17 protein-coding genes, 3 pseudogenes and 1 riboswitch are annotated in these 21,839 nt (G+C 42.4%); of the genes and pseudogenes, 16 read left to right on the top strand and 4 right to left on the bottom strand.

Annotated features, from left to right (window positions below):
- Positions 1-289 precede the first annotated feature (289 nt).
- The 9 genes and pseudogenes from CUR83_RS08360 to CUR83_RS08320 all read left to right on the top strand — a co-directional run bounded on the left by CUR83_RS08360 (position 290) and on the right by CUR83_RS08320 (position 10,978).
- Positions 290-2,674 (top strand): TonB-dependent receptor, encoded by a 2,385-nt coding sequence (locus CUR83_RS08360; protein WP_212564398.1) that lies wholly within the window; start codon positions 290-292, stop codon positions 2,672-2,674.
- A 190-nt stretch (positions 2,675-2,864) separates the two neighbouring features.
- Positions 2,865-3,032, top strand: a riboswitch (yybP-ykoY riboswitch).
- 7 nt (positions 3,033-3,039) lie between these two features.
- A complete protein-coding gene (locus tag CUR83_RS08355) occupies positions 3,040-3,612 on the top strand; it encodes a manganese efflux pump MntP (protein ID WP_071001792.1) in 573 nt (190 codons plus the stop codon).
- 559 nt (positions 3,613-4,171) lie between these two features.
- Positions 4,172-5,854: an NAD-dependent malic enzyme gene (locus tag CUR83_RS08350; protein ID WP_425301279.1), complete on the top strand. Its 1,683-nt coding sequence runs from the start codon at positions 4,172-4,174 to the stop codon at positions 5,852-5,854.
- Positions 5,855-6,031: 177 nt separating this feature from the next.
- Positions 6,032-6,151 (top strand): annotated as a pseudogene (locus CUR83_RS08345) (IS630 transposase-related protein); the annotation flags it as partial.
- On the top strand, positions 6,126-6,650 hold the full coding sequence (locus CUR83_RS08340; protein WP_342213131.1) for a transposase: 525 nt from the start codon (positions 6,126-6,128) through the stop codon (positions 6,648-6,650). The pseudogene CUR83_RS08345 and the gene CUR83_RS08340, both read left to right, overlap by 26 nt.
- 370 nt (positions 6,651-7,020) lie before the next feature.
- Positions 7,021-7,563 carry a hypothetical protein gene (locus CUR83_RS08335; RefSeq protein ID WP_058023649.1) on the top strand — a complete coding sequence of 181 codons (543 nt, stop codon included), beginning with the start codon at positions 7,021-7,023 and terminating at the stop codon, positions 7,561-7,563.
- A gap of 90 nt (positions 7,564-7,653) precedes the next feature.
- Positions 7,654-9,216: a Dyp-type peroxidase gene (locus CUR83_RS08330; RefSeq protein ID WP_284719444.1), complete on the top strand. Its 1,563-nt coding sequence runs from the start codon at positions 7,654-7,656 to the stop codon at positions 9,214-9,216.
- A gap of 66 nt (positions 9,217-9,282) precedes the next feature.
- Complete coding sequence (locus CUR83_RS08325) at positions 9,283-10,431, top strand: catalase family protein (RefSeq protein WP_093068400.1); 1,149 nt, start codon at positions 9,283-9,285, stop codon at positions 10,429-10,431.
- A 53-nt stretch (positions 10,432-10,484) separates the two neighbouring features.
- Positions 10,485-10,978 (top strand): annotated as a pseudogene (locus CUR83_RS08320) (IS1595 family transposase).
- Positions 10,979-11,260: 282 nt separating this feature from the next.
- On the opposite strand, the gene CUR83_RS08315 reads toward CUR83_RS08320, so the two are convergent.
- On the bottom strand, positions 11,261-11,968 hold the full coding sequence (locus CUR83_RS08315; RefSeq protein ID WP_284719443.1) for an IS1 family transposase: 708 nt from the start codon (positions 11,966-11,968) through the stop codon (positions 11,261-11,263).
- Positions 11,969-12,049: 81 nt separating this feature from the next.
- On the bottom strand, positions 12,050-13,114 hold the full coding sequence (locus tag CUR83_RS08310) for a TIGR03571 family LLM class oxidoreductase (RefSeq protein WP_284719442.1): 1,065 nt from the start codon (positions 13,112-13,114) through the stop codon (positions 12,050-12,052).
- 150 nt (positions 13,115-13,264) lie between these two features.
- Between CUR83_RS08310 and CUR83_RS08305 the strand changes: the two genes are divergently transcribed.
- Together CUR83_RS08305 and CUR83_RS08300 are read left to right on the top strand one after the other, a co-directional pair.
- Complete coding sequence (locus CUR83_RS08305) at positions 13,265-14,170, top strand: LysR family transcriptional regulator (RefSeq protein ID WP_284719441.1); 906 nt, start codon at positions 13,265-13,267, stop codon at positions 14,168-14,170.
- A 670-nt stretch (positions 14,171-14,840) separates the two neighbouring features.
- Positions 14,841-15,104, top strand: a pseudogene (locus tag CUR83_RS08300) (transposase); the annotation flags it as partial.
- 286 nt (positions 15,105-15,390) lie between these two features.
- Here CUR83_RS08300 and CUR83_RS08295 read toward each other — a convergent pair.
- Together CUR83_RS08295 and CUR83_RS08290 are read right to left on the bottom strand one after the other, a co-directional pair.
- Positions 15,391-16,944 (bottom strand): ATP-binding protein, encoded by a 1,554-nt coding sequence (locus CUR83_RS08295; protein ID WP_284719440.1) that lies wholly within the window; start codon positions 16,942-16,944, stop codon positions 15,391-15,393.
- On the bottom strand, positions 16,934-17,668 hold the full coding sequence (locus CUR83_RS08290) for a heavy metal response regulator transcription factor (RefSeq protein ID WP_025645672.1): 735 nt from the start codon (positions 17,666-17,668) through the stop codon (positions 16,934-16,936). Before CUR83_RS08290 ends, CUR83_RS08295 begins: the two co-directional genes overlap by 11 nt.
- A gap of 227 nt (positions 17,669-17,895) precedes the next feature.
- Between CUR83_RS08290 and CUR83_RS08285 the strand changes: the two genes are divergently transcribed.
- The 5 genes from CUR83_RS08285 to CUR83_RS08265 all read left to right on the top strand — a co-directional run bounded on the left by CUR83_RS08285 (position 17,896) and on the right by CUR83_RS08265 (position 21,824).
- On the top strand, positions 17,896-18,222 hold the full coding sequence (locus tag CUR83_RS08285; protein WP_093068413.1) for a hypothetical protein: 327 nt from the start codon (positions 17,896-17,898) through the stop codon (positions 18,220-18,222).
- Positions 18,223-18,356: 134 nt separating this feature from the next.
- Positions 18,357-18,635, top strand: coding sequence for a hypothetical protein (locus CUR83_RS08280; RefSeq protein ID WP_093068416.1), 279 nt, complete (start codon positions 18,357-18,359; stop codon positions 18,633-18,635).
- A gap of 61 nt (positions 18,636-18,696) precedes the next feature.
- Positions 18,697-19,290, top strand: a complete 594-nt coding sequence (locus tag CUR83_RS08275) for a c-type cytochrome (RefSeq protein ID WP_093068419.1) — start codon at positions 18,697-18,699, stop codon at positions 19,288-19,290.
- A gap of 139 nt (positions 19,291-19,429) precedes the next feature.
- Positions 19,430-20,059, top strand: coding sequence for a DUF411 domain-containing protein (locus CUR83_RS08270; protein ID WP_284719439.1), 630 nt, complete (start codon positions 19,430-19,432; stop codon positions 20,057-20,059).
- Positions 20,060-20,126: 67 nt separating this feature from the next.
- A complete protein-coding gene (locus tag CUR83_RS08265) occupies positions 20,127-21,824 on the top strand; it encodes a copper resistance system multicopper oxidase (RefSeq protein ID WP_284719438.1) in 1,698 nt (565 codons plus the stop codon).
- The last annotated feature ends 15 nt before the right edge of the window (positions 21,825-21,839 follow it).

Raw genomic sequence — 21,839 nt, 5'->3', positions numbered from 1 at the left:
GCTTATCCCTTTTATCTATTTATTTGAACAAACTTTGAGACAAGCCGCTTATGTCACTGTCTAACCATTTCGCCAAATTTACCAAAGAAACGGACGGTAATTGCAGTAAGTCAGTCAACATGGTCACTCGCTACTTATAAAAACCTATTTGTAAATACTTATAGAAATAAAAATCATTATCATTTAGAATATCATTTACAAAGTTAGTACACACAGTATCATTTGCTAAATATAACGCATATCACTGTCCACCTATCCAATTAAGTGAAACAACCTAAGTGAAGTAATTATGAAAAGCCACCATCACGTTGCTCTATCTCTTCTTACCCTTTGTATCAGCCAGCAGTTATACGCCCAAACCAATGCCAATTCAGTGCAAAGTGCATCAGGTGTGCAGGCCACCGCTGCGGCGACCTCGAATGCATCATCAAGCGATGTACCTAGTGTGACTTTAGATGCTATTACAGTTAGTGCCAATGCCAAAACAGGCACAGCGCTGGCACAGAAAATTAGTGAAATGCCTGCTGTCACGCAAGTGATTTATGAGGCGGACATTCAGGCGCAGGCGACAGGTAACCGCACGGTTGGGGACATCTTAGCCCAGCTCGTGCCCAGCCTTGGCGTGAGTAGCGGCTCGGTCAGTAACTACGGCACGACCATGCACGGGCGTCCTGTACAGTATTTGCTCAACGGCGTGCCATTATCTGGCTCGCGCAGTTTATCACGCGAGCTAAACAGCATCGACCCTGAGCAAATTGAGCGCGTCGAAGTGCTCTCAGGTGCGACCAGCATCTATGGCGCGGGGGCAGCAGGCGGTCTGATTAATATCGTGACCAAATCAACGGCAGGTTATGGCTTGACAAGACAGACGCGCCTTGGCATTAACAGCAGCCGCGAGTTTAAATCCGACTCGCTCGGCTATCATGTGGGACAAAGCATCGGCTACGGCGGCGAGCGCGTGTATGGTAATGTCGATGTAGACTACGAGACCACAGGTGGCAAGTTTGACAGTCATGGCGACCGCATCAGCCCTGATGCCAACCAAACCGACAACCAAGACACCGATACTATTAGCGTCAACGCCAACCTTGGCTTTGATATTAGCGATACCAAGACCATGAATCTTGCGGCGACCTATTATGACAGCGAGCAAGACACCGATTATGGCGTTGATTATGGGGATAATCTATCCGTGCTCCAAGAAGGAACTACGCCTTCATTGCGTGCTATTGACGGTGCTAAAATCGAAAATCAACCCTACAATACCAAAAGCTCGGTCAACCTAAACTATAATGACAGTGACTTTTTGGGTTCTAACCTAAGTCTGACAGGCTATTATCGTGACGAAAAAGCACGCTTTTATCCGTCAGGAAAATCATTTACTAGTCAAGCCAAAGACGTTTGGGTAAATAATGGTTTAACCGATGCAGACACCTTAGGAAAGCTATTGGGTGCATCGGTCGTAGTTACGCAGTCTGAAGCGGATATTGAGGTGATGGGACTGCGCGCCGCTATGCAGACTGAAACCGATGTCATGGGTAAAAATACTTTGTTCAGCTATGGCGCGGATTTTGAACGTGAAGAGAGTGAGCAGACCTATTATGGCCAAGACCTGACTACTTTTCTTGCAAGTAATGGCTTGACTTCAACAAGTAATGGTCTGAGCTATAACGGCGGACCAAAAACCACTATCGATAAATGGGGCGCGTTCGTCAATGCCGATGTGGATATGACCGACAAATGGCACACCAGCGCTGGCGTGCGCTATCAAAACATCAAATCGGATACCGACCGTTTTGTGCCCATTTATGAGCAGCTATTGGCGGATTATTTTGCGACCAATGGCATCAGTGATATTGCTGACGCTTACGGTATTGATTACGAAGCAGGCGCGGTTGAGGCGGGTAGCAGTAAGCACGACAAAGTGCTGTTTAACCTTGGTACCAGCTATCAGTTGACCGATGATGACCAAGTCTTTGCTAACTTCTCGCAAGGCTTTACCACGGCTGACGTGCAGCGCGCCTTACGTGACGTGCGTGCTGGATTTGTGGTCAACTCAGACAATATTCAGCCCATTTCTATCAATAACTACGAGCTGGGCTGGCAAGGTAAGCGCGGTGATACCAGCGCAAAGGTTAGCGGTTTTTATAACGACTCAGACAAAACCGTACGCTTTACCAACGACTATACCGTTGAAGTCGTCGATACGGACGAACGTATTTACGGCGCTGAAGCCTCGCTCACGCATGATTTGAACAAAGACTGGCAGTTTGGCGGCAGCCTTGCCTATACCCGCGGGCAATACAAAAAAGACGGCGACTGGCTGGAGCTGGATGCAGTACGCCTGACGCCACTCAAAGGCACGGCATACGCGCAGTATAACTTTAGCGAAGGCAGCAATATTCGCTTGCAAGCGCTGGCAGTCGGCGGTAGCGACAAGGCTTATAAGGACCAACAGAACGACCCAGACGCGAGTGCGCAGCCATTAACAGGCTATGCGACCTTTGATGTGCTTGGGCAAGTCAAACTGCCTGTCGGCCGTATGGGCTACGGCGTGTATAATATCTTAAACAAAGACTATCAGACCGTGTATCATCAAACGACCTTTGGCGATTTAAACCGTTTGCCTGCTTCAGGGACAACTTACGGCTTGAGCTATACCGTGGATTACTAAAAAGCGCCACGCATTAAAAAACCCTTCATGCTATGAAAATTTAGCGTGAAGGGTTTCTTTATGTTCATAACTCTCTAAATCATTCATCTGCTCCAAGAGTATTTGCTAGCGTTTCCAACTTCACGCTTTATCAGGTGTAAAATTCTTCTTTAGTATTTTATGATTGACTTATAGCGTATCAATGCTAATCTAAGCACTCTTTGGGGAGTAGCCTGCTTTCGTACTGCGAAAGCGTTCGTATCAACACACTTGGCCACATGCCATGGTGCGAACACCTCTCGGTTGGCGAGACCATCGATATATCTACACTGCAGGTCGGGGGTGTGGCTATGTCGTGGACTCTATACTCGACCAGAGAAAATCACATGAATCCTATCGCACTTCTATTACTTGCTTTTTCTATGTCTACGGATGCCTTTTCTGTGGCAATCAGTAAAGGAGCAATTCTTAAAAACCCTCGTTTTACCGAAGCCTTCAGAATGGGTGTTATTTTTGGCACCATTGAAGCGATCACGCCGATTATTGGTTGGTTAATTGGTCACTCTGCCACATCCTTTATAGATGCGTCTTTTATTGAGGCATGGGATCATTGGGTCGCGTTTGTCATACTTTTTACGCTCGGTCTGCACATGCTGTATGAGGGACTGAAGCCAAGTGATGAAACGGCAGAAGTGCTATCGAGACATTCTGTTTTCAAACTTGCTTTGACTGCATTTGGTACCAGCATCGATGCCATGGCTGTCGGTGTGAGCCTAGCATTTGTCAAGGTCAATATTTTGCTGGCGGCAGGTCTGATTGGTCTAGCGACTACGATAATGGTCACGCTAGGGGTGATGTTAGGAAAGGTGTTGGGCTCCATAATCGGTCACAGAGCTGAAATATTTGGTGGTGTGATGCTAATTGCCATCGGTACATGGATTTTATTTAGTCATCTTTAGTCACTTGATAGATATGAGCTACTTGATAAATATAAGCCTAGCTATTGATATAGCTGGGCTTTTTTATGTCTATAATCAGCACATAACACCATAACTCTTGCTAAATGAACGGAACATCTCAGTACTACAAAAATTGTTAATCATCAATAGAATAATCATGATGAAGATAAAAATGCCAATGCCCCACATAGGCAAAGTGAGCATCCAATTCGTCAAATTTTGGTTACCACAGTGGCTACAGCTCCAATCAGAACGTTTGAGGCTAGTATCACATTTCGGACATCTTTTATGATTAATAAACAATTTAGCCTCCCTTACAAATATATGCTTTTATAAGAGTATATATCTGCTATATCAATTGGGCAATTGTTTATCAAGACAATTATATATTGTCAGCGATTGGATGCGAATCAGGATGGAATGCATAATGATAAAGATCTCTAAAAAAATACATGTTTAAAATGATTTTGTTACATATTGTTAAATAGCAGTCGATGCTATGTATAATGCAGCCCTAATACAGTTTTCATTCATATGCCCTTAAGAAGAATATTTTATCATGTCAAATAAGCGTCCCTTATATATTCCCGTTGCTGGCCCCGCTCTTTTAGAGACCCCTTTACTCAATAAAGGCAGTGCCTTCTCAGCAGAAGAGCGCAATAGCTTTAATTTAACTGGGTTACTACCGCATAATATTGAGACGATTGAAGAGCAATCATTGCGTGCTTATCATCAGCTGCGCTCATTCACGAGTGATATGGACAAGCATATCTATTTGCGTAATATTCAAGACACCAATGAAACCTTGTTTTATCATTTGGTTGAGCAGCACATTGAAGAAATCATGCCGCTCATATATACCCCGACAGTTGGTCAAGCGTGTGAAAAATTCTCGCAAATCTATCGCCGTAAACGGGGGCTATTTGTCTCATATGCTGAGCGCCATCAAATTGATGATATATTGCAAAATGCCACCAAACAAAACGTCAAAGTGATCGTTGTCACTGACGGCGAACGTATATTGGGCCTTGGAGACCAAGGTATTGGCGGTATGGGCATTCCAATCGGTAAGTTGTCTTTATACACGGCGTGCGGTGGTATTAGCCCAGCGTATTGCTTACCAATCTTGTTAGATGTCGGCACCAATAATCAACAGCTCCTTGACGATCCTATGTATATGGGCTGGAGAAACCCACGTATCTCTGGCGATGAGTATAATGAGTTTGTGGATTTATTCATTCAAGCCGTTAAACGCCGTTGGCCAGAAGCGTTATTGCAGTTTGAAGATTTTGCACAGGAAAATGCCACCCCATTATTGAATAAATATCGTGACCAGCTATGCTGTTTCAATGATGATATCCAAGGGACAGCTGCGGTATCGGTCGGTACCTTGATTGCTGCTTGCTTGAATAAAGGTCAAAAATTAAGCGAGCAAAAAATCGCGTTTTTGGGCGCAGGCTCGGCAGGTTGTGGTATCGCCGAACATATTGTTCGCCAAATGCAGCGTGAAGGGTTGACTGAAGCGCAAGCACGTAGCCAAGTATTTATGGTGGATCGTTATGGTCTGTTGACCGACAGCATGACCGAGCTACAAAAATTCCAAGTACCATTGGTACAAAAAGAATCAGACATTGCGCATTGGGACAAGAGCAACAAGCTCGGTTTGGCACAAGTCGTTCAGCAAGGCGGTGTGACGGTATTGTTCGGTGTCAGTGGCCAAAAAGGTCTGTTTACCCAAGAGGTCATCGAAGCGTTATGCGCCAATACGGAACATCCAATTGTATTACCGCTGTCAAACCCAACAACTCGTGTTGAGGCAACACCGCAAGAAGTGATGAACTGGAGTCGTGGCAAAGCCATCATTGCAACAGGCAGTCCTTTTCCTCCCACGACCTTCAATGGCCAGACCTTTGAGGTGTCTCAGTGTAATAACAGCTATATATTCCCAGGCATCGGTCTTGGCGTTTTGGTGGCTCAGGCGACAAGTATCAGTGATAATATGCTAATGGCGGCAAGCCAAGCCCTTGCAGATATCTCTATGGAGTACCAAAAAGCACCGGGTGCTATACTACCGCCAATCAAAGTGATCAGAGAGATTAGTGAAAAAATAGCCTATGCCGTAGCAGTGCAAGCGGTTGAAGATAAGCTGGCACTACCTGATACCGCGGAAAACTTACAACGCAGAATAGAGGCAAACTTTTGGTTACCTGAATACCGTCACTATCGCCGTACTTCTTTTTAATATAGAAAAGATATAAAAAAATCCTAATACCACGATGAAAAGTGGTATTAGGATTTTTTGTTTGAGCAAACAGATAAGGCTTATACTCGCAGAGATGCAAGAAAATTGGAAGGATATCGATAGTATAATGGCAGCTTAGTTCTACTTATTTGGTGTTTTAAATTTGGGGGGTATTTCCGTTTGAACTGTAGTAAAACAGGCATTCATCATGCCCTAAAGCGCCTAGGCATCAGTCAAAAAAAAGACTTTAGAACATCCAAAAGCCTGTCCGATCAAAAGAGCGATATATCAGAATAAGCTTGAGCACTTTAGGCAACAAGGCTATCCCATCGTTTATATATACGCGCGCGGCTTTGAGAGTCAGACCATTCGCTCTCATGGTTATGCACCGATTGGTAAGCCTTGTATCGATAGCTACAACTGGCAAGGTAAAAAGCGAACCAACGTTATCGGTGCTCTGTATGAAAAGATGCTGTTTGCCCTAGATTACTTTGAGACAAACATCAACAGCATCGTCTTCTATCACTGGTGCAAACACAAGCTAATCCCAAGTCTTAAAACCAAATGCTTGATTGTGATGGATAATGCCAGATTTCATAAGAGTAAGCGTATTCAAAAGCTACTGAATAGGCATGGTCATCGTATTCTATGGCTGCCACCATACAGCCCTGATCTGAATTCCATTGAAAAGAAATGGGCACAAGTAAAGTTTCTACGCCAAGGCTGGATGGAAAACGACTTATCCAAATTGTTTTATGATGTTTGTCCTAACCATAACAATTTTATTTTGAACTGACTATATAAATAATTATAAAAACTCGAAGTATGATTTCAAAGCTTGGTTACCTAGAGTAGCCAAGCTTTTTTAGTATTTAATAACAAGTACAAAAACAGTCATGCTTTTAAAGACTTAATAAGTACGACCAAGATTTATTGCGCCGGTAAGTGCGCCGTCTATCTTTGTAACACTGCTGCAATCTAAAACGTTATTGTTAAACCTATGTTTTGTTTTGTGTGATTAGTCCGCTATTACTTGAGCCTTTTACCGTTTTTGCTATGGTAATAGCTCAACAGCAATCATATAGGAAAGACTTATGAGTAAAAACAATAATAAAGAGCGCATTATTGATAATTCAGAAGATCTGAAAGATAAAATCACTGAGTCTATGGATGCCTTTAAACTACGTGCAGATCTGTTAGTGGCGAATTTAAAAGAGGGTGGCAATGATGGTTATGATCATTCAACCTCTAGCGCCGGCGAGAAAGGTCTAAAGTCAGGCAAAGTATCCGAGCTTACCGTTATCGCACCGCTAAAAGACGGCGGCGCTGCCCGTCTCAAAGAGATTCTAAAAATAGCAGGGGGCAATCTAAAAGGCGCGACAAGGGTAGGCACTTTGCACGATTTGCGCTTCGTCTTTTTAGATAATGATACAAGAGTGCTTTTTTGCACCGCTTATGACGGCGACTGGGATCCTTATATTGATGATTTCGCCACCAAAATTCCTGAACTCATGGATATTTTATTCGGCAATGTCGAAGGCTGGCCGGGTATCAAAGACCCAAGTGTTAAGCAGTTTATTCTTGATCATCAGATTACCGCTGCAGGCTGGTACGTAGGCGTCCCGCATCTGACGGTACAAGATATTCGCCGTCATGAGCGTATTGTTAAAGGCATCAATAAAGCTTTAGATGAAGCACAAACAAACTAATTTTCAAGATATTGTATTTTTAAGTGCATAAATTTCAGGGCTTTGATACGGTCATACTTTAATAACGATAAAAAATGAATAGGGCGATGTATGAGTAATGATGATAACAAACCTTTAACGGGATTGACCGATAAGTTGCAAGACTTAAAAGATGAGTTTGGCAATCGCATCGAAAACAGTGATTTTGAGACGTGGCTTAAAGGCGTGAAAGAGGAAGTCGGTGACGGTATTGAGATGATGGCTCGTAGGGCGCGCGGGGTCTTTAACCCCAATCTCGTCACCATGCAGCTAAAAGATATTCAATCCATCGTCCTACGTGAGCGTCCCACCCCATATTTTGGCACGGTAGTAGCACTAAAAATCAATAATGCTGACGTTGGCAAACAAATGCTAGCGCAGGTGTTGCCTGATGTAACCGGTAGTGAAGACTGGCACAAAGACATGCAAGCCACGCTGTCTATCGTCATGACTTACGAGGGTCTACAAGCGTTAGGTGTACCGCAGTCATCACTTGATAGCTTTCCTGAGTCTTTTAAAGCAGGTATGGCAGCGCGTGCTGAGCAGTTGCGCGATTTTGATGTTAATGCCCCTGAGAATTGGATGGCACCTTTTGGGGATAAGGGTGATATCCATGTGGGCGCGGCTATTATCGCTGATACTAAAGATAAATGGCAGGCCAAACTTGACGAGCTTCGAGATAATCTTACCGATCATATCGATGTGGACAATCCTGCTAATGGTGATGTAGAAATCCTAATCGAGCAGGACTTTGGTTCAAATGACAACGTCAAAAACGTCTTTGGTTATCGTGATGGTATCAGTAATCCTGAGATTCAAGGCAGTGGTATTCAGACGCCTTCGAACCATGACGGCGATCCTATTGCCGCAGGGGAGTTTGTGCTCGGTTACGAAGGGGAGGCAGGGCTGGTTGCGCCTATGCCGCAGCCTGAAGTCTTAGGCAAGAACGGCTCGTTTATGGTATTACGTGCTTATCATAGCCATGTTGCTGCTTTTAATAAATACCGCAAAGATAATACCGACAGCGAGGAAGAGGCGGAGCTGCTTGGTGCAAAAATGTGGGGACGCTGGCGTTCAGGCGCGCCGCTCATTTTGTCTCCCGATCATGATGATAAAGCGCTTGGCGATGATCCCAGCCGCAATAACGACTTTGGTTATAAAGACGATCCTTACGGTAAAAAGTGTCCGTTTGGTGCGCATATCAGGCGTATGAACCCCCGCGATAGCGAAGATTTTATTTTATCCGATGTGCGTATTCACCGTATCGTTAGACGTAGCGTGGGCTTTGGTGAAGTTGTGCCACCCGATGTAATAGAGGACGATGGCAAAGATCGCGGTCTGTTTTTTATTGGTATTAATGCTCATGCCATGGAGACGGTTGAGTTCTTGCAATCACAGTGGATCAACGATGGCAACTTTATGAGCTTAGGCGAAGAAAAAGATCCTATGGTTGGTTTGCACTCTGGTGATAAAGGAGGAAGTGATAAAGACAGCGATGCAGATACCTTTACTGTTCCGGCTGATCCAATTCGCAAACGCTACCATGGTATTGAAACCTTTAATACCTTGCACGGCGGCGAGTACTTTTTTATTCCGAGTTTATCGGCGCTAAAATGGATTAGCGAGCTGTCTTAACTCTCAGTACCATTTGTAATAGTCACCACTTAACAATAATAATCATGAATAAAATGAGGAAATATAATGCTAAAAAAATTATTTAAACCCAAATACGTCCCCTACGATCCAAAATATATCGAATTAAATGCTGAGGACGAAAAAAACATTCGTACTATTACCGACGATATCAAAAGCTATATTGCGCGTAGTGATAAAGCCAGCAATATCGATTATCACACGCGTGATGCCCATGCCAAGGGGTACTGCGCACTAAAAGCCAAGTTTGAGATATTAGATGATATTCCCAAAGAGTACGCGCAAGGTTTGTATGCTAAAGCGGGCATTCATGATGCGGTGATTCGTTTGTCCAACGGTTCATCTCGAGTATTCGCTGATCGTAAGTTGGGCTTTGCTCAAGGTCTCGCGATTAAAGTCTTTGACGTACCGGGTAAGAAGCTCGCTCCCGGTGAGGAGGACAGTACGACCTTTGATTATAACTTTATCAATCATCCGGTGTTCTTTTGCAATAGAATTGAGGAGTATACCTATCTCTCAAGACTGTTTTTGGAATTACCTAAATACACGGAGAAGGGCGCGATCGGTAAAGCGCAGTTGGCGTTTAACTGGCTGACCAATTACGGCTCAAGATTACCAACCAAAGAGTCGATTAAAACCTTTAAAGCTATCGGCGGCTTTACGAGGATTGAACCAAAAAATACCTTGTTATACGACTTTCATTCGCAAGGTGTGGTGCGTCATGGTGATTATATGGCAAAGATACGGGCAACGCCAACAGCCGCTTCTGTCAAAAAAGTCACGCGCCGTGATGTCGATGTCGACGCCCGCGAAGAGGCACTGCGACCGCTTATCGTCGAGGAGATACGCGAACATGATTATCAGTTTGATATCCAGATTCAGCTATGCCGTAATCTCAAAAAGCAGCCGATTGAAGAGATTACGACGCAGTGGCAAGAGTCGGATACGCCCTTTGTCACCGTAGCGCGTTTAACTCTTCCTTGCCAAGACGTACCAGATGACGGTAATTTTGAGATTATGGAGAATCTATCCTTTACCCCATTTCGCTGTCTTGAAGAGAACCGTCCTATCGGAAACTTACAACAGTCGCGTCTCAAGGCCTATCAAGTCGCCTCCGAGACTCGCCATAAACTCAACGATGTCAAGCGCCGTGAGCCAAAGAGTTTAAAGGAGACGTTTGCTAAGTCTTTTTTTTAGACTAATTGTTTTTGGGGCTGTCCTAGATAAGTAAAATTATTTAGGATAGCACTATGAGAAAGAGTAAACTAAGTTGGTATAAACAAAACAGACTCATCGAGTTATTTGTTGCTGGTTCTACCGCGAGAACAGCAGCAAGCCTAATTGGTGTTAATAAAACCACAGCCAGTTAAAGCGTAATGGCAAGGTCTACGCTTGTATTATACCCAATGCTAAAGCAGATACTTTGATCCCCATCATAAGAGAAAAAGTGAAGCCTGATAGCATTGTTTATACTGACTCATTTAAAAGCTATAACGCATTAGATGTCAGTGAGTTTACTCATTATCGTATCAACCACTCCAAAACCTTTGTTAATGACAAGAATCACATTAATGGTATAGAGAACTTTTGGAACCAAGCCAAACGGCATCTACGTAAGTTTAACGGGGTTCCAAAAGAGCATTTTCACCTCTATTTAAAGGAATGTGAGTGGCGTTTTAATCACAGTGACCCAAAGTCGCAATTACTACAATTAAAACAATGGGTTAAACAGGGTTTGAACTAGTTATCTAGGACAGCCCCTAAAAAAGATATAAAAAAATCCTAATACCACTTTTCATCGTGGTATTAGGATTTTTTGTTTGAGCAAACAGATAAGGCTTATACTCGCAGAGATGCAAGAAAATTGCCATGCGTGCTGAAAAAACGGATGAGTCGTTTGCTGCTAATATCTATTTAGCAGCGACGATTATCCATTGACGGTAATTGTCAACACACCCTAGTTAAATCTACAATTTAGAATTAATACCTTTAAAGTATCGGTGGTGTTCTAAAAAGTATGCTGACATCAGACATAGCCATCATTGATATAAAAGAATACCAAATCAAACACTTTTAAGTGATTATCGAGCTTCTTAGAGAAACAACAGGTTCTTCTAACGGCTCGTTTTAGTCGGTGTCTAAGACGGCAATTATTGCCTTCAATACCTATCGTATGCTGTTTGCCAACTTGTTTGTTATCTGGTTTAAAGGACGTTATGAAACTGTCCCAATTGTCCATGCTAATAGAGTCATAGCTCACTTTAAGTTGCTTAAGACGCGCTCTTAGTTTCTGAGCTGTTTTTAAGTCGCGTTTGCCCCAAACATAAGTGACAATCTCATTAGTAGCCCGGTCATAAGCATAAATAAGCCAGACTTTACGCTTCTTGCGATATACGTAAGTCCAAAAATCATTAACTTCTAAGCGTTCATAGTAGCGCTTATTAGGCAGGATCTTATAAACGGATGAGCTTATGGTGCTGAGCACTTTACCAATACTCACCGAGGTAATGATGGCTATGTCTCTAACACCGCAGCCTCGAGCAGTCATCAGCCGTAAGATGTCTTCTATTTGAGAGTAACAGCCTTGGTAGTTTAAGGCATGGTCATCAATGAATTGTCGTTTGCAGTCCTTACATTGGTAGTTCTGCTTGCCATAGCTTTTTATACCATTTTTCTTTAGACTAAGACTGTGACTAAGACAGTCGGGGCAATTGATCTGTATTTGTGTCTTCATAACCTCAAATATATCATCTTGCTTCGGCTGTCACCCTTCCTTTATTACCCCAGCATACTTTTTGATACACCACCCCCATTTTTATTGGTTTAATTTGGCTAGCACATTTTCTGCTAAGTCTTGCAACGTTTCTTTGACAGGGCGTTTGGTAGGCTTTAAATTAATGGTGACATGAGATAAGCCTTGTTCTTTCTGCTCTTGCCAAAATTCCAGCAAACTATGTGCCCCGCCTCGTAGATAAATATTGCGAGATAATTGAGCAGGCTCATTCGGATTCTCACTAAGTTCGACAAAATTGGCATAACCAAAAGGATGCCAAGCGTCATCTTGATTTAAATCCGCCAAGGTTTGCACGATATTTTTGGTATCTTTTGGGTTTACCCCATGCCAAATCCACGCATCGGCAGTATTAGCAAGCCAATCTAGTTCCTGTCTGGCACGACCAATAGCAACCATCGGTAAGCGTTGTTCAAGGGTAGGGATAAAGCCAATATTGCCTGTTAAATCCCCATAATGTTGCCCTTTAAACTGCGGAAATTTTTGGGTGGTTAAGGCACGAATCATGTCCCAACTTTCTCGAAAACGCTCGGCACGATTGTCAAAGTTTTGCTGAAACACAGGGTATTCCACAGGTCTATCGCCACTCGACATCCCCAAAATAAAGCGATTATTGCTTAATACTGCCGTACTTGCTGAGGCTTTGGCGATATGAATGGGACTCCGCAAAGGTGCAACGATGCCTGCTGAACCTATCGCAATTCGTTGGGTTTTCGCAGTCAAATACCCCATGGCAACCATGGGGTCAAATGCTTGTCCAACATCGCCAAAACTTGGGTCATAAAATGGCACATCTCGCAACCATAGTGCAGAAAATCCAAGCTGTTCTGCTAAGACAGCGGTTTCCCCAAAGTCTTCTAAGCTCGGAATCGGACTATTGGGATAGCCTTTAAACGGGGCAATCAATCCCAAGGTGAGTTTATCCGCTTGAAACACCTCACTAAATGCAGGGTGATTGGCAAGATGAGGGGGTAGTTGTTTTTGTTGCGGGGTTATATTTTCATTCGTCTGAGCGGTGTGAAGTAATTGGCTATTGTCTTGTCCAAGAACAGAGAGGTTTGGTACAGCAGTTTGTGAGCTTGTGGTCATGGGAGTCACTCCGTTAAATGAAGCATTAAAAAATATAGTCCTAGTATAATGCTTTTATTTTTAATGATAATTGGGGTAAAATTAGAAACAGTTTTGCTTTTTTTGCAAAAATATGTTTATTCAAAAATACACTTAACTGCTAACAAATCCATGACCATCAATTACTTCTATGCCCTCACTATTTTTCACCATGTGGCGAATACTAATAGCTTTACTGCCACGGCAAGTCAGCTTGGGCTGGCGGTGTCGTCTGTCACTCGGCAAATTGATAACTTAGAACAATCCTTGCAAGTTAAGCTATTGAATCGCTCAACCAGACATTTGGATTTGACCCATGCAGGGATGCGTTATTTACAACAGACCGAGCCGATATTAGCTGAATTACAACAGGTAAATGAAGCGATTAAAGAGGAGCAAATTGAGCCACAAGGGCGATTGTGCCTTACTTTTCCCAGCTCCTATGGGATTGAAAAAATCGCCCCATTGCTTGCCGAATTTGCCCATTTATACCCAAAAATTGAATTGGAGCTATTTGCCAGTGATGAATTTGTAGATTTATTTAATGAGAAATATGATGTAGGGGTGCGGTTAGGGCGTGTGGAGGATGACCGCTTGGTAGCAAAATTTATTGCCTCTCAGCAACGGCTGTTATGTGCCAGTCCCGATTATCTACGATTGCATGGAATACCACAAACACCGTCACAATTAGCCGAGCATAATTGTTTGCCGTTTATGTATCAAGGCTATGCGTCAAAGTGGTATTTCCATCAAACGGGTAAAACGCAAAGTTTGCGGGTGACAGGGAATTTGATGGGTAATAATATAGAAATGCTGAAACAAGCCACGCTTGATGGACAAGGGATTAGCCATTTACCTAATTGGCTGATTGAGAAAGCGTTGCAGTCTGGGGCGTTGGTACAGGTGTTGTCTGATTGGCAAGTGACCCCGTCTTTGGCGACCGATGACGGGATTTATTTGGTGTATCCGCCCACTAGCCGTAATGTGGTAAAAATTGGCGTGTTGGTAAATTTTCTAGCACAGCGTTTGATAGGTTAAACTGTAGATGGTGATATTGTGAAAAGCAGTAGAATATTATGCGTATCTAATTTAGGGAGGGTTTTCTTCATAAAAGTAGTCTAGCATAGTGCTTATCTACTACAGCCCCAAAAATTAATTACATCCATGCAGTCACATAAATTTTAGACAATAAAAAACCCTTACAAGTCAATGACTGTAAGGGTTTGAATATGGTGGGCCCAGTATCAACCATACTTATTGATTAAGTTTTTGATATTAAAAGATATTTATAAATATTAATTTTATTATACCAACATTTATACCAACAATCTTATGAGTTAGATAGCTGATCCTGAAGATATATTATTCATAAAAAATATTGTTATCTTTTGTTATATTAGGCTGCTAATTTACATTTATCAGGTTTGAGCTGCTTAGTGTTTACTATGAATAATATCATTAGTTGATATAATCTAAAAAAGAAGTCTTTTGTCTGGATGAATAAATGTATATTAATGAGTTAAGAGTAAACAGTTATTATGACTGGGAAGTTATTTGTAAATATTTAGCTAATATTTACACATTAAATAAATATGGGTAACCCTCCCAAACCTAAGACACCTTATAAATGGAATTAAGCTGCCTGAGCTATGCTGAATAAAACGTAGAGCTAAACTTGGTAAACTAAGCACAATAACAGGAGTTTACCATGACCAAGAAAATCAGAACTTATAGTGACGAATTTAAAGCCGAAGCTGTCAAGAAAATAGCAGATAATAATGGCAATATTTCAGCGACTGCAAAGCAGCTTGGTATTGCCATGCAAACGCTCTCAAACTGGAATAACAAATCCAATCAAGGCAAGCTTGTCGGCACAGAGCAATATGATCCTGACCTTATGAGTGCTCTTCAAGAAATAAAGCAGCTCAAGCGTCAGCTCAAAGTGGCTGAAGAGGAGCGTGAAATACTAAAAAATGCGACGGCGTACTTCGCGAATGAGGAACGTTAAGAAACAGTCTGGGAGACTGTTTTAGTGACGCAAGGCGTAGGGCTATGCCCGAAGTGGCAGTTAGTAAAGTACGCCTTTATCAAACCCCCATATCAACAACATCACCTAAGAAAACTAGACTTCATAATCTAGCCTTATACACTATATGAATAATAGCATTCAGAGCCTTTTCGACTTATCAAAATAAAATAGACCTATAGTAGGTCTACATATTATTAATATTTTGAACACTAGGATATTGAGGTGTATGCTACTTAGCAATCAATAATCCTACAGTAACTTCAAAACAATACTCATCTTTGATAGTGATATTGACCGTCCCTTTATGAGCATTAGCAATAGCCTGAACGATAGATAAACCCAAACCTGAGCCTGAGTGGTGCTGGCTAGTTTTATCATGACGATAAAAGCGCTCAAACAATCGATCTGCTTCGCTTTGGTTTAACGGTTTTTCTAGAAGATTAGTAAAAGTTATCTCTAGCCAAGATTGCTTCGCGGTTTGAGTGTTACTTTGATCGTCTTCAAGCATCTTATAAGTATTAACGGAAGTATTTGGAGTGTTGACAGTGGCTGATATTGTGATGACACTATTACTAGCGGCGTAGTAGATCGCGTTTGATAGCAGATTAGCAAATAGCCTTTGCAATAAACCTTCATCGCCTAATACTGCCTTAAAATCTCCTAATTTTACAAAAGTTATTTCACGATCCTCGGCAATCATTTCAAAGTAATCTAACAGCTTATTGATTAGGACCTCAGTATCTACAGTAGTCACTTGCGAATCACTCAGTCCTTTTTGGGTTTTTGCTAGCAGTAGCATGTTGTTAATCATCGCCGATAATTGCTCTAAGGTGTCATGTTGCTGATGTAATTGTTCGACATATTCCTCTTCCTCTCTAGGCTTATTTAACATGACTTGCGTTTGCGTAATCAGCGTCGCTATTGGCGTGCGTAGCTCATGCGCGATATTGTCTGAAAATCGCGACAACGACTCAAAATTGCTTTCAAGCTTAGCCATCATCGAGTTATAGGATTCTGCTAAAGGTCTTAGCTCTAATGGCATATCACTAACTATTACTCTTTCGCTCAATCTTTCAGGATGAATACCTTTCATCCTTTGCACGATAGTGGATAAAGGGGCAAAACCCCAATACACGCTTAAGGCTGCTATTGAAACCAACAGTAGTGTGATGGCAAATAGGATCAGACTAAGTTGACGGTTAAACTGTAATAAATACTGATGATGCACGTCAATGGGTAAGGCGATAAGGGCAAGCATGTCATCGTCTCCAATAACCATAGCTCGATAACGTCTGTCTTTAATATTTATTACAAACTGTCTGTCATCATGATTTTGCTGTAATGATAATAGGTTAAAGTCGGCACTTAATTCATTAGCAAAGTTTTTGGGAGTACTAGATAGCAATCGTCCCTCTTTATCAGCAATGATAGTTTTTAGATCGTAATCTAGCGCTGATGAATGCAGGTGATCATCATTTTCTGTGGCTATTGTAGGAAGTAGATTTGAAGAAGCTTTCGAGCTTAGCGGTTGTTGAGTGTTTGATGGACTTTGAGGCTTAGGTAGTGTCTGAGAGGCTATTTGGTTATCCGCCTCTGTTACGCGCTTACGTAGATTAAAGGCTGCGTGGGTAATGATTTCAGCATCCATTTGTTCAAAATGGCCTTTAACAGAGTGCTGTACCCAGATATAGATTATCAACTGCGATAAAACGACAAATATCGTCAATAAAAACACAGTTCGCCATAGTAAGGGTAAGCGTCGATTGTCCAATCTATTTATCATATTGGCTATCTTCCGTTTCGCTGGCAGCTTTATTACTAGCTGAAACGTCGACAGCATCTAATCGGTAGCCCATGCCACGCACAGTATGAATTAGCTTGGTATCAAACTCATCGTCTATTTTTATACGCAGACGTCTTATTGCCACATCAATCACATTAGTATCGTTATCAAAGTTCATATCCCATACTTGTGAAGCAATGATTGAGCGTGGTAATACTTCACCGCGGCGCTCTAATAGAAACTGTAATAGGGAGAACTCTTTTGCGGTTAGTTTAATGGGCGTGTCTCCTCTATGTACAGTGCGCTTGGCAATGTCCATTTTGAGATCCGCTATTTGCATGAGCGTACTTTTATAGTCGGCTTGATTGGCGCGTCGTAATAAGCTTTTTATCCTGACTATTAACTCTGCAAAGGCAAAAGGTTTGGTCAGATAATCATCACCGCCAATCTCAATCCCCTTGATTTTGTCATCTAAATCATCTTTTGCGGTTAGAAATAACACTGGCGTATGCTTGCCAGCCGCTCGGTAATTACGTACTAGCTCAAAACCGCTAACATCAGGCAGCATAACATCCATGAGTATCACGCTAAACTCTTCAGTCATCATAGCATGGTAGCCATCTAAACCTGTCAGCTGATGATCAACAATGAAGCCTGCTTCACTTAAGCCTTTTTTTACATATTCGCCGAGTTTTAATTCATCTTCTACTAGTAGTACTTTCATAGTAATCCTTCAATATAATTATGATTTTATAATACCCAAATCAATATAAATGACAAAACGGACTGGTATCTGACAAAGATGTCATGCGCTCGTCATCAAATGGTCAGTCTTCGTTTGTTAATCTATACCTATAGTACATAGCGGCTCATTCTTGATACGAGTAGCTACTATGAATTATTACTACAGGTAATTAGTTTCAATATTTAATAATTTATTAAGGATGTTATATGAAAAGCTATCGTTCATTCAAAAAAGTGGTGCTGCTATCCGCTTCGATGCTTATCGGTATATCAGCAGCTAATGCGCATACTACCAATCTAAGCACTTCAATTATCGATAATTGCGATAACTTAACTACGTTTGCCAGAAATCTAGATCACAATAACGCACAGATGTCTGATGCTCAAATGAAAAGCTATGTTGATGCACGAGTCGCTTGCCAAGTTCAGCATCAAGATCAACATCTGCAGTCTGAAAAGTATTTTATAAAAAAATATGGTAGCGATCGTGATAGAAATGCTGATGCCATACTAAATGAATACGTGCAGCATTAAAATATAAAAGTAGCAAGATGACAATATTGTCATCTTGCTGTCATCTCTCTGTCAGAATCAATAAGTTATGCTTTAGACTGAATTAATATCCTAAAGCTTTATGTACCCTCAACTAAATCAATTAAGGATTAACCATGTCACTCTTTAAATCAAAGTCTTTACCTAAAGCAATCGTAGCCACTGCCGTCGCTCTAGTCGTTTCAACCTCAGCTCTAGCACATGATCCTAAAATGCATGCTGAAAAAGATCAAATGAACTGTGAAAAAATGCAAAAGCATATGGATATGATGGGAAAAATGGATCATAGCAAGATGGACATGAGCGATCCTGCCATGAAAGCGATGATGGCTAACATGGGTAAAATGAAGCAAATGTACCAAAAACACTGCGTTACTAACGACAGTAAATCTTAAAAATTTTAGCTCTGTTAAATAGCAGTCAACACTTAACGGAAATAAATTGTTAGGAAAACATATGAAATTTTTATTGGGTGCGCTCTTTACCGTATTTGTGGCAATCGTTAGCGTGTTTGCGGTTGTTACTAGTGGCGTTGTCAATGTGGGAGCTGACCAAGAGCATAGCCCAATGATGTTTAGCTTTTTAGAAACTGCTCGCAATCGTTCCATAGAAAATGCCAGTAAAGATATTGTGGTACCAGATTTAGAGAAGGCTGAGCTAATCAGTTCTGGTGGCGCGGACTATAAGGATATGTGTGCAGGCTGTCACTTGTCTCCGGGAGTGGCACAAACTGACTTTAGTGAGGGCTTGTATCCAAAGCCGCCCAACTTTACCAAGGCTGATATTGTCAAACGTTATCAAACAGAAGACGGTGCAAAGCAAGGCTTTTGGGCAATTAAGCACGGTATTATGGCATCTGGAATGCCTGCGTGGGGCGCGTCCCATGATGACGCTAGAATGTGGGCAATGGTAGCCTTCATTAGATCGTTACCTGAATTAGATGAAAGCCAATACACGATGCTAACCACTAGGATAGATGGCGATATGATGGACATGTCATTTGACGGTGATATGAATATGTCGGATGATGGATCTGGAATGCAGCATTAATTCTTCCATATTCCTTTATAAAAGCGCAGTGCTAAATAGTGCTGCCTTTTGGGATTTAAACTTTGCCTATACTACACTTAGTTATAGGGTATAAATCTTTAGAAGGTTCAACAGATAAGCAGACGCTTAGGAGTAAGTTATGAGACGCTATATAAATATAATGGGCAATGGACATAAAAAGGTATCAGCTTCTGCTCTTTTACTAGTAGCAACGTCAACAGTAATGGCTTGTAGTCAGCCCGATACTAGTGTTTCAAATTCTACTCAAACTGAGCCAACGCTTGCCACCAAAAGTGCTCAAATAGAGCAACCACAACCGCAAATGATGTCTGTCAGTGCTAATTCAGGTACTGGGTCGACAATTCTACAAAACGTCTCAGCCACGGTTTATAAAGATGCCAACTGCGGCTGCTGTAAAGAATGGGTAGGCTATGCCGAAGGTCATGGTCTAAGCGCAACTGCGCAAGACGTTACAGATTTATCTTTATTTAAAGAGCGTTATGGCGTACCACAGCAAATGCGCTCTTGTCATACCACCGTTACCACCGACGGTTTTGTCTTTGAAGGGCATGTCCCTGCTAAACACATGGCTGAATTCTTAGCAAATCCTCCTGCACAAGCTATTGGACTTGCCGTACCGAGTATGCCGGTTGGTAGCCCCGGTATGGAGTATGAAGGTAAATTCATGCCTTATAAGGTAATGCAGCTTAATAAAGACGGCACCACAGAAGTCTATGCTGCTATTGAGTCTCCTCAGCAGCAGCTGTAGTTCTATTAATAAGTTATCAGATATATAAGTTCAACTCTCATTTCATGGATTAACTTAGGTCAATATTATGAATAAAAACAGATTTAACCGCAGGCGTTTTTTGACAGGGTCATCCACCTTGCTCGGCGCGTCGATGCTATCCACACTACCGACGATGGCTAATAGTGCTTTAACTAAAAGCCAAAATGTCGTAGTCAATAGTGATAAACCCGATCATAAAGTACCCATACTGACAGGCAAAGAGTTTGATCTTTATGTCAGTGAGAAGATGATAACGGTCAACGGCAAGTCAAGCATGGCAACGCTGATAAATGACTCACTGCCTGCGCCAACGCTTAAGATGCAAGAAGGCGATACGGTCACCATTCGAGTCCATAATCAGCTGAATGAGTCGACCTCTATTCACTGGCATGGCCTCTTAGTGCCGTTTGAGATGGATGGCGTACCGGGTATCAGCTTTGATGGTATTCCTGCGGGTAGCACCTTCACGTACAAATTTAAACTGACACAGTCAGGCACTTATTGGTATCACTCGCATACTGGCTTCCAAGAGCAGACCGGTATGCGCGGGGCTATTGTGATTGAACCTAAAGGGCGCGAACGCTATCCTATCGAGGAAGATCACGTTATCCTGCTTAGTGATTGGACGCATCGCGATCCGCATAATCTGCTAAAACTACTTAAGCAGCGTGCTGACTTTGATAATTATCATCTGCCAGACTTTAAAAAGCTATTGTCCGATATTGCCGCTACGGATCTTGAGGCGGCTTATGATAAACGTAAAATGTGGAACCAGATGCGCATGATGCCGACTGATTTTACTGATTTATCTGGTGAGACCACGTTTACTTATCTTATGAATGGTAAAACGACAGCGGCTAACTGGACGCAACTTGTCAAGGCTGGACAGCCTGTCAAACTACGCTTTATCAATGGCTCCGCGCAGACGATATTTGATGTACGCATCCCCGGCCTAAAAATGAAAGTCGTCGCGACGGATGGGATTGATGTCGCGCCCGTTGATGTCGATGACTTCCGTATCGGGGTGGCCGAGACTTATGACGTCATCGTCACCCCAACCCGTGACGCGCATACCATATTTGCCCAAAACATCGATCGCACCGGCTTTGTCGCAACCACGCTTGCCACTAAAAGAGGCGCTCGCGCTGCCATACCTGCTATGGATGATGTTGAGTGGCTAACTATGTCCGATATGATGGGGGCTATGGGTGCTAATGGCTATGATGCCCGTCATGCTAAGACCGAATATGACTTTAAGACAGATATGCGCGTCGATAGTCCACGGATGAATCTCGATGATCCGGGTATTAATTTGCGTGATATTAATCGTAAGGTTTTAACCTATAACCAACTGCATTCTGTTGGCAATGAAATAATGGCCGAGCAGCGCAAGCCCACTCGAGAGATTGAAATACATCTAACCGGTAATATGGAGCGCTATATCTGGGCACTCGACGGCATCATGTTTAAGGATGCGCCGCCTGTCAATATCAAACCGGGCGAGCGTGTGCGTATTACCTTAGTCAATGACACTATGATGAACCACCCTATGCATCTGCATGGTATGTGGAGCGATTTGCGCACGCCTGATGGCGATTTTCAAGTTCGCAAACATACGATAATGGTGCAACCAGCGCAAAAAATTAGCTTTGATGTCACAGGAGAAGCTGGTCGCTGGGCATGGCATTGTCATCTGCTCTATCATATGGAAGCCGGGATGTTTAGAGAAGTTGCCGTTGTTTAATAAACCTTCGAATAT

It is taken from the genome of Psychrobacter pocilloporae, from assembly GCF_029872915.1.
Lineage (GTDB): Bacteria > Pseudomonadota > Gammaproteobacteria > Pseudomonadales > Moraxellaceae > Psychrobacter > Psychrobacter pacificensis.
Note: the sequence above shows the minus strand (reverse complement) of the source record. Positions and strands in the feature narration are given on the sequence as shown.